Here is a 13,170-nt window from a genome sequence, read left to right as displayed (position 1 = left end):
TTGCATTTAATCGCTTATGGAGAAGCAGGAAATCATTTTCCTACCCCACAAAACTTAGTAGAACGTACTCATTTTAGTGAAAACAAAGTAGTAACTATTTTGCAACGTCTTATGCAGAAGGGATTATTACAACTTGAGCAGCATCAAGATCAAAATGGGATACATTCTGAATACTACTCCTTTTATCAATTATGGGAGCTGTTAGTAGATTATATCGAACAGCAACAAGATGATGTGAAGAGTAATCTTAGTAAAGAAGAAGAGGGGGATATATATAAATTATTCGAGCAAGAATTTGGTCGATTATTATCCCCAATGGAATATGAAACTATTGGTATGTGGTTTGATCAGGATGAACATTCTGTATCTCTAATTCGCTTGGCTTTAAAGGAAGCTGTACTTTCTCAAAAGCTAAGCCTCCGTTATATAGATCGGATTTTATTTGATTGGAAAAAGAAAAATATTAAAACAGTAGAAGCTGCTGAAAATCAGTCTGCACAGTTTAGGCAACATATTCCTGTGCAAAAAGCTCCGGAACAACCATCTTCTACTGCAAAAGTTCCTTTTTATAACTGGTTAGAAGAAAGAGAGTAGGGGTGAATTATGCTTACAAAAGCTGGGTGGCTATACTGTTTAGATGAAATGGAGCAAATGTTCCCAGATGCACATTGTGAGTTGGTTCACGATAACCCATTCGAATTATTAGTCGCTACTTTACTGTCTGCACAATGTACGGATGTGTTAGTGAATAAAGTAACAAAAAATTTATTTCAAAAATATAAACAACCTGAGGATTACTTAGCTGTTTCCATTGAAGAATTACAAACAGATATTCGTTCTATTGGATTATTCCGAAACAAGGCTAAAAATATCCAAGGTCTTAGTAAACAGCTAATAGAATTATATGATGGCGAGGTTCCATCTGATCGAGATTTACTAACGACCTTTCCTGGAGTCGGGCGAAAAACGGCAAATGTAGTAGTTTCTGTTGCATTTGATATTCCAGCAATCGCAGTAGACACACATGTGGAAAGAGTCTCCAAACGCTTAGGACTTTGCAGGTGGAAAGATTCGGTTATGCAGGTGGAAGAAACGTTGATGAAGAAGACACCGATAGATTTATGGTCTAAAACGCATCATCAGTTAATCTTTTTCGGCCGCTATCACTGTAAAGCCCAAAATCCAAATTGCCCTGAATGCCCTCTACTTTCGGTCTGTAGAGAAGGGAAGAAGAGGATGAACAAAATTGTCCTTCAGTAATCAGAAATATTTCGATGAATGGGAAATAATTCGTGAAGATCTTTTGGGATTCGTTAGAACAAAGGATATTAAAAAAGTTGAGCTGATGCAAAAGGGCATCAATCTACTAATAACGATTCATGATGAGGTAGCAGAAGCAGCTCCACTTAACTATATTGATCGTTTAACATTTATAGAGTCTAATATAGAAAGACATGCTGCGTTTGTTCAACTGGAAGAGCTCTTTAAGGAATCTAAGAAAAAAATAGCGAGCATAGGTGCACAAAACAAAAGCGAGTGAATCCTAGGATTCACTCGCTTTTGTTTTGATTTTTTAGTGAGAATTTCGATGAATCGCTCGCTCCCGCATAACAGGGAAGCTTTATTAAAGAATGTAAATGGTAGACTTTGCAGATTCGTATTTTTCAGATTCAGTAACGAAGGAAATTATTTGGTTGGAAAAATTGATAGAAAAATTGAAGTACAGTGATGAATAGAAATCTAGAGGATCAATAATCATTTTCTCTATTTATAAAAAAACTAGCAGGTCCTGACTGTAGTCATGACCTGCTAGTTTTTTATATGTTATTAAGGAGGTGTACCGGGCTCATCATTCTCTCCGGTTTCACCAGTACCTTCAGGTGGAGTTGTTGGAGGGACAGTAGAGCCTTCGTCAGGATTCTCAGTTTCATCTCCTGAACCTGAATTTGACCCATTCCCATTATTCCCATTGCCGTTGTTGTTTCCATTGCCGTTTCCGTTTCCATTATTTCCGTTATTCCCATTATTATTTTCGTTACCACTATTTGAGCCATCTGGGTTTTTAGGCTCTTCTTCAATTGGTTCAATTTCATCTAATTCTTCTTCCACTATTGCATCCAATGTTAATTGCACAGAAGCACTATCACTTCGAATATCGTCTGATACTGCTGTGACGCTGAACATATACGTACTTCCTGGAATCAGGCTTTGGACGATTAACCCTTTTTGGTTGGTTACTTCTATTACTTCTGATGGTCCACTATCTACTGAGACAGCGACTTCAAATTGAACTGCAGATTCTAAATCTTCCTGTTCAAAATCCCATGCTAATGTTGCGGCTGATGTTAATTCATCATAATCCACAGAAAGGTTGGATGGAGTATTCAATTCGAGTTGTTCATATTCCTCTGAAACCGCGGTAGGCTCGGTGCCTTTTACGAATAGTTCCGTCGATTTAAGTCCGTCTGGTGTATATCCACTTGCCAATTTAAGAGGATTTGAGCCTTTTTCAATTGTAGCTTCCACAACAGAATTAGGCTTCTTGAATTTTTCATTTGCTGTGTCTGCACTAATGTTAGTCATCACTTCTTTGAAAATACTCTGAGGTAGGTAGCGCTCCTCATTAGTAGTCATTGGTGTTTTCATATCTTCATATCCAGACCATATTGCAATAGAGTAGTCTGTTGTATAGCCAGCAAACCAAACATCAGGAAATGAGCTGCTTGGCAATCCCCATTCTTTGATATTTTTTGGACTGTAATTTGATGTTCCAGATTTACCAGCAATATCTAAACCACTAATTGCTGCACGTTTACCAGTACCTTTTGTCATTACATCACGTAATACATCGGTAACCATATAAGCGGTAGAATCTTTCATCACTTCTTTTGCAGCAGGCTTATAATTTTTTTCTGTTTTTCCATCACGATAAACTATTTTATTGATGGAATAAGGTTCGGTATGGATTCCACTATTTCCGAAGGCAGCATAAGCTCCCGCAAGTTCAATAGGGGACATTGACTTTGATGTACCACCGATTGCACTACTTTCAGTAATGTCTCCGAGATCAATACCAAAACGATCTATAAATTTTGCAGCATTTTTGGTACCAACCTCTTGGAGTGTTTTAACTGCTGGAACATTTCGTGAATTATATAACGCTTCTCTAAATGTCATAGCCCCTTTATATTTACCGTCAAAGTTACGTACCACTTGTTCTGTACCTGTGTAAGTAATTTCTTCATCAACAATTGTTTGTCCGGTCGACCAACCTAGGTATTCCACGGCTGGACCATAATCTATCAATGGTTTAATCGTTGAGCCTAATGAGCGTGTTTTCATGTCTTGAGCAAAGTTCCAACCTCGATCTGCTCCATAATTTCTTCCACCGCCGACTGCTGCGATTGCTCCTGTTTTTGTATCGATTATGGCTACTGCCGACTGTATATCCTCTGTAGGGAATATATCTGAATTTAATGTTTTCTCTACTTGTTGTTGTGCATTTGGTTGTAGTGTAGTGTGGATTGTAATTCCTTCTGAAATTGCATCTCCATCACCATTTGCTTCTAATTCATTTAATACGATATCGATGAAAGCATCATATTTTGAGTTTTGAGTGGCAACACGTTGATCCTCCGGTAATAGAGCATCCGCTATTGGAACCGCTTGTGCTGTCTTCATTTCTTCCTCTGTAATCTTGCCGTGGAGATTCATCAAATGCAGTACGACATTTCTACGATCTTCCGTAAGCTCAGGATTTTTAAATGGATGGAACGCATTTGGACGCTGAGACATCCCTGCTAGGACTGCAAATTGGTCTAATGTAAGGTCTTTTAAATCTTTGCCATAGAAATACTGGGCTGCTGTACCATAACCGTAAATTCTTCCAGACATTAGTACTTTGTTAAAATACATTTCAAAAATTTCTTCTTTTTCATATTTTCTTTCCAGTTGAATGGATAAGTATGCTTCTTGAGCTTTTCGTTTTAAGGTTTTTTCATTTGTAAGAAATGAATTTTTAATGACCTGTTGTGTAATCGTACTTGCTCCTTGATCTCCAAAACCATTTGTAAGGTTAGCGAGTACTGCTTTTCCTAAACGTAATACATCTACTCCAAAGTGTTCGTAAAAACGAGCATCTTCCGTAGCAATGATTGCATCTTCCATTTGTTGTGGAATTTCATCATAAGGAACATATTCCCTGCTTTCGGCACCAACTGTAGCGAATAGGTCCCCGTTAGCATCTAACAATTTAGGACTAATTGGATCTTTTAAAGAAGTTTCGTCTAGTTCTGGTGCACTGCTTGCATAGAAGGCGAAAAGTGCCCCTCCACCTACAAGTCCAACCCCGCCAATAATCACAATGGTTAATAATATTCTTTTTATCCATAGTTTAGCTGGTGTTTTAGGTTGTTTCTTTTTTTCAAGTTGTTTTCTGCGTTGTTCACGAGTTAATTTTTGCTCACTCATAAACGTCTCCTCACTTTCACTTTATACGTTCAAGTCATTAACTATTTTTATATAATCAATTCTTGGTGCATATCTTGGAATAATCTCTATTGCATGTGTTTCCATTTCTGATATGGTAATAGACTTTCTTCCGCCTGTAAGCATTCTATCCCAAAATAACGCTAATTGTTCAAAGGGTAAATAAAAATAACGCTCTAATGCAGAAAAACGGACGAGAAGAAAGGTAATTCCCTGTTGTTTAGAAACCTTTCTCATATGTTCAACCTGATGGAGATGAACATTTTTTAAAGGAAATGCTGTTTTATTTTCCGTTTCTTTTGCTTCAAAGTCAATATATTTCCCTTTAAATACCCCATTAAAATCAGTTGTAGAAGGTGTGCGATAATATGCTTCTTTGATAACAGCACTACTTCTAGAGGGATAATCTACTTTGACGACTTGGATCGGAATTGGTTTTTTATGAATAACAGCTATGTCCTGAGTAATATAGAATTCATTTGCATCATTTATTTCATCCTCTAAGGTTTTACCCCTATTACTGAAAGAGTAATCCTTTTTCTTTTCTTTTTTTGCTTGGATAACCGGAACATACGCTTTACCATTTGGATAATGAATAGCCAAACAATCACCTCTTTATGCTATTAGTTTATCACAAGTACATTAGACGAACAGTTATTATATAAGGTTTCATTCCCCACAATGTCGAGTAAACACTTGTTTTGTCTATTAAGAAGATGCTTTGTCAAACAGGAAGGAGAGAATATAAAACTAGCGAATATACCTCTAAAAAGGAGGAATATAATTATGAATAAAATTGAAAGACTTATAGATCAGTTAGAATTGCTAGAGTTTTTGCTGGAAAACCGTTTAAATGACGAACAAGATAAGTTTGAAGAGGATTTTAGTAAAAACTCATTTCGGCTACTTGGAAAGCTAGAGAAAATTGAAAATAAAATGTGAAGAATGTACGTTCGCTTAGAACTAGTAATATAAGTGTGAATTTGCTAAACTATAACTAGAATGCGAGGGATCACTTTGTCATTATTAAAGCTTAGCAACCAATTAATGAAAGAATGCGATGAATGTATTTCGCGTTTTCACCTATATAGAGAACTAGATAAAGAACCAGATTTTTTTACAGATGTGAAACCACATGCATATAAAATAGACGAGATATGTTTGGAATGGGAGCAATTGGTTCGAAAATGGATTCAATTGAAACGTCCAAAATATGTCCATCCGAGCCAAATTGACTCTTTACTTGAATCCATGAAACAGTTTATCGTGCAATCATATTACAAAGGTACTAGCAAAAAAAGGTTTCTTTCGTCTGTCCATTCATCCAAGTATACGCTTGAAACAATTGTACAAGCTATTAAGGAAGTAGGGGATGAGCATGCTTGAAAAAAAGAGCATTCATCAGTTATTAGATGCGTGGAAAGTAGATGAAAATCGCTTTCCACGAATTGAACATATTCATACGACCGAAGAAAAAGAAGCAATTTATGCTCCTTTTCCAGAGGCAATGCATCCGTCCATTCAAAATGCGCTAAAAAGTCGTGGTATAAATCAGTTATATATTCATCAACGACTCGCTTTCGATACGGCTTCATCTGGTAAGTCTTTTACAACAATCACCCCAACAGCCTCTGGTAAGTCACTTTGCTATCATCTCCCGGTACTCCAGTCCATTATGGAAGATCCAACCTCACGGGCTATTTATTTATTTCCCACCAAAGCATTAGCGCAGGATCAAAAAAGTGATTTAAATAAATTGATTGAAGCAACTGGGGAAGAAATATTAAGTTATACGTATGATGGTGATACAGCCCCGGGAATTAGACAAAAAATTCGTAAGTCAGGTCATATTGTATTAACTAATCCTGATATGCTGCATTCTGGAATTTTACCACATCATACAAAATGGGTGACTCTTTTTGAAAACTTAAAATATATTGTTATAGATGAAATCCATACATATAAGGGAGTATTTGGAAGTCACGTTGCACATGTTATAAGGCGTCTGCAAAGAATCTGTGCATACTATGGTAGCAATCCACAGTTTATCTGTACTTCTGCTACGATAAAAAACCCTAAAGAGTTAGCGGAAAATTTAACGAATACTGCTCATGAATTAATCAGACAGAACGGTGCACCAGCAGGAAAAAAACACTTTGTATTTTATAATCCGCCAATTGTACACCCTGTATTTAATGTACGTAGAAGTGCTATTTTAGAAGTGAGAGATTTAGCTCAGGAATTATATATAAATGGCATACAAACAATTGTATTTGCGAAGAGCCGCGTTCGCGTAGAAATGCTTGTGACATATTTACAATCTTTAGTAAGTAAAAAGATTAATGATCAAACTATACGCGGGTACCGAGGCGGTTATTTGCCTTCGGAAAGAAGGACAATTGAAAAGGGATTACGGGATGGGATTATTAGAACGGTTGTAAGTACTAATGCATTAGAGTTAGGTGTAGATATTGGACAGCTACAGGCATGTATTATGACAGGCTATCCCGGGAACATTGCGAGTGCCTGGCAACAAGCAGGTAGAGCTGGTAGAAGACAGGATGAAGCACTTATAATTTATGTGGCCGGGTCCACTGCACTTGATCAATATGTTGTGAAACACCCGGAGTTTTTTCTTGGGCAATCTCCAGAGGAAGTTAGAATTCATCCAGATAATATGATTATTTTAATGGATCATTTAAAATGCGCTTCATTTGAACTGCCATTTTCATCTGCCGATTCGTATGCTGAGTTTTCTATACAGGAGTTACTAGCATTTCTTGAAAGTGAAGGAGTTCTATTAAAGACATCCGAAAAATGGCATTGGATGTCCGATAGTTTTCCTGCAAGCAATATTAGCTTACGTTCTGCATCTCAAGAGAATGTCATTATTATTGATCAGTCTATTCCAACTAAAACGAGGGTTATTGGTGAAATGGATCAATATAGTGCGATGACCTTGCTTCATGAAGAGGCTATTTACTTGCACCAAGGGACTCAATTCCAAGTAGAAAAATTAGATTGGGAAGAAAAGAAGGCATTTGTTCGAGAAGTCGATGTCGATTATTTTACAGACGCCAATATAGCAATAGAGTTAAAAGTGTTAAGCGAAGATAAAATAAAAGAAGCTGACATTGGTATGCTTCGCTTCGGTGACATTATTGTTTTGGCACAGCCAACTATATTTAAAAAAATTAAGTTTGATACGCATGATAATATAGGATCTGGTCAAATCCATTTACCGCCAATTGAATTGCATACTTCCTCTACATGGTTTAGTTTTGATAAACCAGATGGCTGGAAAGACACGTTACTATCAGATGCAATGACCGGAGTTTCCTACGCCTTGCATGCTTTTATCCCGTTGTTTATTCATTGTGATGCGAAGGATATTCATGTAGTGCCTCAGGTAAAATCGATTCATGGAGAAAAACCCACGTTTTATATGTATGACAGTTATCCAGGTGGTATTGGTCTTTCTGAAAGAATGTATGACCTTTGGAATGAGTTAATACCAAAAGTGACGGAGCAAGTAGGAGATTGTTCTTGTATGAATGGTTGCCCGGCATGTATCGGTGCACAGGATGCAGAGCTAAATTTAAAAGGAGAAGTAATTAAGTTACTTCATTTATTGCAGGTGGACCGCCATGTCGTATGAAAAAAAGTTAATGCAAATGAAGGGTTTAGTGAAAAAGAAGATAGTAGAAGAGAAAGTTATAAAGGAAGAGTTAGAAATGGCGCTTCCATTTTATGTTGAACAATGGAAAGATGCGGGGCTAAAATTTATAAAAGATGAACAAGGATTTTACTTTGTAAAGGAAACATTTTATCATTCGGAGCATATACATGGAAATATTGGGCTTAATAAGCTACAACAGGCAAAAACATTTATGCAGGAAGTCTATCCAACTCATCCACTAACTATTGCAAAAGAAAGTCCATTTTGTTTTTATGATACGGAAACGACCGGGTTAAAAGGTGCAGGAGTGCTAATTTTCCTAAACGGTGTGTTGAAGGAAGTAGAAAATGGGTTTTTGCTAACGCAATTCGTGCTAGCAGATCCAGATCATGAGGTAAGTTTTTTAAAGGCAACTGATTTTTGGGTAAATGAACAGACGCTTATTACGTATAACGGGAAAAGTTTTGACCTTCCCCAATTAGTGACAAGATGGACGATGAATAGAAATAATCTACCGCGATTAAAGCAACATCACCAAATTGACTTAATGCATTCATCTAAAAGGATTTGGAAGGGTGAATTAGAGCGTTTTAAACTAAAGCAGGTAGAGGAAATGAAACTCGGTTTTATAAGAGAAAATGATATACCTGGTCACCTTGCACCAATAATATATTTCGATGCGGTGAAAAGTGGTAATCCTATCAACTTGATGAAGGTTTTAAAGCATAATGAATGGGATATTTTATCGCTCGTTACGCTGTATATTCTCTCTGTCGAGCTACTTCAAGAAAAAGAAGTAGTAGAAACGGCAACAACTTATACGAATATCGGTAAATGGTTTCGTGATTTAAAAACGGTGGATTCTAGTGTGGATTGGTTTACTTTTGTCGTAAATAATTTCTCAGAAGAAGATGCAAGTATTGCTTATTATTTCTTAGGTCTCCATTTAAAAAGAGCTGGATTATACGAGGATAGTGTGCAAGCTTTCAGACAAGCTTTAAAAGAGATTTCCGGGAAATATCGTATAGAGGTGTACATTGAGTTAGCCAAGTTATTCGAACATCAACTAAAAGATTTCCCAAAAGCGCTCGAAATGACGCAGCAATGTATAGAACATGAAGCAAAACTTAATATGGACGTGCATTCTCGCTTGAAAAGAGAACTTATGAAGCGGGAAATGAGAATAATTCGGAAATTAAATATTTCCCGGGAAACCGCAGGACATAACAAAAAGTGCATAAAAGTGGCTGAAAAAACTCCATTATTCGACAACGTTATGCTATAATACGAGTAGCGAATTGGAGATGGAAGGAAGATACCATATGGATTTTAAACTAAAGGCATCTGATATATTAGAAAAAGAATTTAAAACAGGATTAAGAGGTTATAACCAAGAAGAAGTGGATGTTTTTTTAGACGATATCATTCAAGATTACGAGGCTTATGAAAAGAGAGTAATTCAACTCCAGTTAGAAAATAAAAAACTGAAAGAACAGCTAGAGGAAATCCCAACAAGAACTCCAGCTGTTGCACCACAAACGGGAGCCACTAATTTTGATATTTTAAAGCGTCTTTCACATCTTGAAAAACATGTCTTCGGAAGTAAATTGTACGAATAATAACATTAGTTACTTATATTGAAACTCATTGGTATTTAGTATATACTAGGAATACCACTTATAGATTCGGGCAATCGCTGCAATGCTTGACATTGTAGAGGAAAGTCCATGCTCACACAATTCTGCGATGAATGTAGTGTTCGTGCTTAGTGAAAAAATAAACTAAGGCAGCTATTAGTAGCTGACGGCGGGATGAAGGCCTAAGTCTTAGGATATGGCTGACAATCTCTGAAAGTGCCACAGTGACGAACTGTATAGGAAACTATACAGCTGGAACGAGGTAAACCCCACGAGTGAGAAACCCAAATTATGGTAGGGGCATTTTCTTGAAGGAATTGAACGGATAGAAGAACAGATTTAATCTGTAGATAGATGATTGCCGTCCACATACGTACGAGGCATTGCGCCGTTTGAGTACCGTGGAAACAAAACATGGCTTATTGAATGTATGAGTGGCTAATTTAATAACTAAGAAGCTCTCCATTTTCGGAGAGCTTTTCTATTATATAAAGTAATAGGGAGGTAAGAATTGTGGAAAAACAACAACCACCCCAACAACTACCTACTTTTTCTGTTGAATTAATGGAACAAATTTTCCATTCAACCTTAGAAGGTATCATGATTATAGATGAACAAATGCAGATTACAATGGTCAATAATGCATTTGAAGTACTTACTGGATATAAGTTTTCAGAAGTACATGGAAAATCACCAAGTATTTTACAGTCGGGAAAACAGGATGCTGACTTTTATAAAATAATGTGGTCAGAAATTCACACAAATGGATTTTGGAAAGGTGAAATCTGGAATAGACGGAAAAATGGTGAGATCTATCCAGAAACCCTTGCTATTCATAGTACTTTTGATGAAGCAGGTAAGTTAATAAATTATTTTGGAATCTTTTCGGATATTACTCTAGAAAAAGAGACTGCAAAGGAACTAAAAGAACTAACACAAATTGATCTTTTAACAAATATATTTAATAGAAGTTCTTTCAACGAGTTATTATTTAACCAAGTGAATAATTCGGGATCTAGTCACGCTATCTTATTTATAAACCTAGATCGATTTAAACGAATAAACGACACCTTGGGAAATGAAGTTGGTGACCTTATTTTAATAGAGGTTGCAAACCGTATTAACGCTATTGTCGGACCTTCCGATATTTTTGCAAGATATGGCGCAGATGAATTTGTATATTCTAGGGCGAATATTGACTATCAAAAAGATGCTGCACTTCTAGCTAAGAATATTACTAAGATTTTTAGTAAACCATTTCATGTATGTGGGACAGAAGTTTATATAACTGCAAGTATAGGAATCAGTATTTTTCCACAAGATGGTAAAGATATAGAGAAATTAATATATAAGGCGGACAAGGCCATGTATTTTGCTAAACAAAATGGTAGAAACCAATATGCATTTTATTTTGATGATTTGAAAAAAGATTCTAAACGATTAATTGTTTTGGAATCAGAACTAAGAAAAGCTATCCGTAATAAGGATTTCTTCATTCATTATCAACCAAAAATAGGATTAGCTAAACAAGAAATAATTGGTGTAGAGGCTTTAGTAAGATGGAGTAATGACAAATTAGGATTTGTTTCACCTGCTGAATTTATACCTATTGCTGAGGATACTGGTCTTATCATTCCTCTAAGCGAGGTTATTTTAGAAAAAGTGTGTTTGGATATACTGGAGTCAAGATCTCGAGGAAACATACATATATTACCGGTATCCATTAATATTGCCTCCCTCCATTTCCAACAAGATGACTTTATCGAGCGTATAAATTCAATTGTTATGCAGTATAATTGTAGTCCGCAGCTATTGGAGTTAGAGCTAACAGAGCGTACAATTATGAAGGATTCAGACGATATAGTAGTTAAACTGATAAAATTAAAAGCAATGGGTTTCAAAATATCCATAGATGATTTTGGAACTGGATACTCTTCCCTAAGTTATTTAAATAGATTTCCACTTAATTATTTGAAAATCGATAGAAGTTTTATCCAACAAATAGCTAGCTTACAAGATAAACAAGCTATAGTAGAAGCAATCATTTTAATGGCTCATCGTCTGCATATTAAAGTAGTTGCTGAGGGTGTAGAAACGAAGGACCAAGCAAAGATTTTAAAAGATATGGGCTGCGATATCATTCAAGGGTATTATTATAGTAAACCACTTGCGGCAAATAAGCTTAGGGATTTCATGGAGCTATGGGATATTTATAGACAGGAAAGGAATTTATAATGACAACATTTAAATTAGTAGCAACTTCAGCAATGGGATTAGAATCTATTGTTGCAGATGAAGTGAAAGCTTTAGGATATGAAACAACTACAGAAAACGGCAAGGTTTATTTTGAAGGGGACGAGCGTGCAATCGCACGGGCAAATATTTGGTTACGTGTTGCGGATAGAGTTAAAATTGTCGCTGCACAGTTTCCTGTAAAAACATTTGATGAATTGTTTGAACATACGAAAGCTGTGCAATGGGAAAAATACTTACCTGTCGATGCAGCATTTCCGGTTCAGGGGAAATCAGTGAAGTCAACATTATTCAGTGTTCCAGACTGTCAGGCAATCGTAAAAAAAGCAGTTGTTGAACGATTAAAACTAGCTCATAAAAGAACAGGTTTTTTAGACGAATCTGGAGCTACATTTAAACTGGAAATAAGTATATTAAAAGATATTGCTACAATTACGATAGATACAAGTGGTGCAGGACTTCACAAACGTGGCTATCGTCATGGACAAGGGGAAGCGCCATTAAAAGAAACGATGGCTGCTGCTTTAGTGAAAATTTCTAAATGGAATCCCAACCGACCATTTGTTGACCCGTTTTGCGGTTCCGGTACTATACCGATTGAAGCGGCAATGATTGGACAAAATATTGCACCAGGCTTTAATCGTGATTTTCATAGTGAATTCTGGCCATGGATGCCATCATCTATTTGGGAAGATGTGCGTAATGAGGCAGAGTCATTAGCTAATTATGATCAAGAACTTCAAATTATTGGATCGGATCTTGATCCTCACATGATTCAAATTGCAGAACAAAACGCATTTGAATCGGGATTTGCTGACATCCTCACATTTAAACAAATGCATGCGAAAGATTTTACTACTACTTTAACGGATGGCGTTATTGTTAGTAACCCTCCATACGGAGAACGTATTGGAGAAGTGGAAGAAATTGAGCAGGTAATTGGTGAACTAGGTTATTTGATGAATAATTATCCTTCTTGGTCAGTGTACATGTTATCGTCAATGGAAAACTTTGAGAACGTATTCGGTAGAAGAGCAACTAAAAAGCGTAAATTGTTTAATGGTTTTATCCGAACGGATTACTATCAATATTGGGGTAAACGTTCATAACAGT

General features: G+C 36.4%; 12 protein-coding genes and 1 other RNA gene. 11 read left to right on the top strand and 2 right to left on the bottom strand.

The genetic code is table 11. The annotated features are described in order from the left end of the window. The 3 genes from LDK52_RS07845 to LDK52_RS07835 all read left to right on the top strand — a co-directional run. Positions 1-594: DnaD domain-containing protein (locus tag LDK52_RS07845; RefSeq protein ID WP_277585400.1), on the top strand; the 594-nt coding region annotated here is incomplete at its 5' end. 9 nt (positions 595-603) lie between these two features. After that, the gene (gene nth / locus LDK52_RS07840; RefSeq protein ID WP_277585399.1) at positions 604-1,260 is read left to right on the top strand and encodes an endonuclease III; all 657 of its coding nucleotides are present in this window, start codon (positions 604-606) and stop codon (positions 1,258-1,260) included. Further along, positions 1,247-1,540, top strand: a complete 294-nt coding sequence (locus tag LDK52_RS07835) for a YpoC family protein (protein ID WP_277585398.1) — start codon at positions 1,247-1,249, stop codon at positions 1,538-1,540. The genes nth and LDK52_RS07835 overlap by 14 nt, the downstream gene beginning before the upstream one ends. A gap of 287 nt (positions 1,541-1,827) precedes the next feature. On the opposite strand, the gene LDK52_RS07830 is transcribed toward LDK52_RS07835, so the two are convergent. Continuing rightward, complete coding sequence (locus LDK52_RS07830) at positions 1,828-4,470, bottom strand: PBP1A family penicillin-binding protein (RefSeq protein WP_277585397.1); 2,643 nt, start codon at positions 4,468-4,470, stop codon at positions 1,828-1,830. A 21-nt stretch (positions 4,471-4,491) separates the two neighbouring features. Beyond that, positions 4,492-5,091: a Holliday junction resolvase RecU gene (gene recU, locus LDK52_RS07825; RefSeq protein ID WP_277585396.1), complete on the bottom strand. Its 600-nt coding sequence runs from the start codon at positions 5,089-5,091 to the stop codon at positions 4,492-4,494. A gap of 183 nt (positions 5,092-5,274) precedes the next feature. Between recU and LDK52_RS07820 the strand changes: the two genes are divergently transcribed. The 8 genes from LDK52_RS07820 to LDK52_RS07785 all read left to right on the top strand — a co-directional run bounded on the left by LDK52_RS07820 (position 5,275) and on the right by LDK52_RS07785 (position 13,166). Beyond that, on the top strand, positions 5,275-5,430 hold the full coding sequence (locus LDK52_RS07820) for a hypothetical protein (protein ID WP_277585395.1): 156 nt from the start codon (positions 5,275-5,277) through the stop codon (positions 5,428-5,430). Between the two features lie 75 nt (positions 5,431-5,505). Then, positions 5,506-5,874 (top strand): YppE family protein, encoded by a 369-nt coding sequence (locus tag LDK52_RS07815; protein ID WP_277585394.1) that lies wholly within the window; start codon positions 5,506-5,508, stop codon positions 5,872-5,874. Next, positions 5,867-8,146 carry a DEAD/DEAH box helicase gene (locus LDK52_RS07810; RefSeq protein WP_277585404.1) on the top strand — a complete coding sequence of 760 codons (2,280 nt, stop codon included), beginning with the start codon at positions 5,867-5,869 and terminating at the stop codon, positions 8,144-8,146. Before LDK52_RS07815 ends, LDK52_RS07810 begins: the two co-directional genes overlap by 8 nt. Further along, entirely contained in the window at positions 8,136-9,452 is a 1,317-nt protein-coding gene (locus tag LDK52_RS07805; protein WP_277585393.1) for a ribonuclease H-like domain-containing protein, read from the top strand. The genes LDK52_RS07810 and LDK52_RS07805 overlap by 11 nt, the downstream gene beginning before the upstream one ends. A 37-nt stretch (positions 9,453-9,489) precedes the next feature. Next, on the top strand, positions 9,490-9,786 hold the full coding sequence (gpsB, locus tag LDK52_RS07800) for a cell division regulator GpsB (protein WP_277585392.1): 297 nt from the start codon (positions 9,490-9,492) through the stop codon (positions 9,784-9,786). A 62-nt stretch (positions 9,787-9,848) separates the two neighbouring features. Continuing rightward, positions 9,849-10,231: RNase P RNA component class B (gene rnpB / locus LDK52_RS07795), an RNA gene on the top strand. Positions 10,232-10,317: 86 nt separating this feature from the next. Further along, positions 10,318-12,039 carry a putative bifunctional diguanylate cyclase/phosphodiesterase gene (locus tag LDK52_RS07790; protein ID WP_277585391.1) on the top strand — a complete coding sequence of 574 codons (1,722 nt, stop codon included), beginning with the start codon at positions 10,318-10,320 and terminating at the stop codon, positions 12,037-12,039. Continuing rightward, entirely contained in the window at positions 12,039-13,166 is a 1,128-nt protein-coding gene (locus tag LDK52_RS07785; RefSeq protein WP_277585390.1) for a THUMP domain-containing class I SAM-dependent RNA methyltransferase, read from the top strand. The genes LDK52_RS07790 and LDK52_RS07785 overlap by 1 nt, the downstream gene beginning before the upstream one ends. Positions 13,167-13,170 lie beyond the last annotated feature (4 nt).

It is taken from the genome of Psychrobacillus antarcticus, from assembly GCF_029533155.1.
In the GTDB taxonomy this organism is placed as follows: Bacteria; Bacillota; Bacilli; order Bacillales_A; family Planococcaceae; genus Psychrobacillus; species Psychrobacillus antarcticus.
The sequence above is the reverse complement of the archived record's forward strand: the minus strand, read 5'-3'. Positions and strand labels throughout refer to the sequence as shown.

Excerpts from the sequence above, each read along its gene's own strand:
- nth (WP_277585399.1), top strand. The coding sequence starts at position 604 with ATGCTTACAAAAGCTGGGTGGCTATACTGTTTAGATGAAATGGAGCAA.
- LDK52_RS07830 (WP_277585397.1), bottom strand. The coding sequence starts at position 4,470 with ATGAGTGAGCAAAAATTAACTCGTGAACAACGCAGAAAACAACTTGAA.
- LDK52_RS07820 (WP_277585395.1), top strand. The coding sequence starts at position 5,275 with ATGAATAAAATTGAAAGACTTATAGATCAGTTAGAATTGCTAGAGTTT.
- LDK52_RS07810 (WP_277585404.1), top strand. The coding sequence starts at position 5,867 with ATGCTTGAAAAAAAGAGCATTCATCAGTTATTAGATGCGTGGAAAGTA.
- LDK52_RS07805 (WP_277585393.1), top strand. The coding sequence starts at position 8,136 with ATGTCGTATGAAAAAAAGTTAATGCAAATGAAGGGTTTAGTGAAAAAG.
- gpsB (WP_277585392.1), top strand. The coding sequence starts at position 9,490 with ATGGATTTTAAACTAAAGGCATCTGATATATTAGAAAAAGAATTTAAA.
- LDK52_RS07785 (WP_277585390.1), top strand. The coding sequence starts at position 12,039 with ATGACAACATTTAAATTAGTAGCAACTTCAGCAATGGGATTAGAATCT.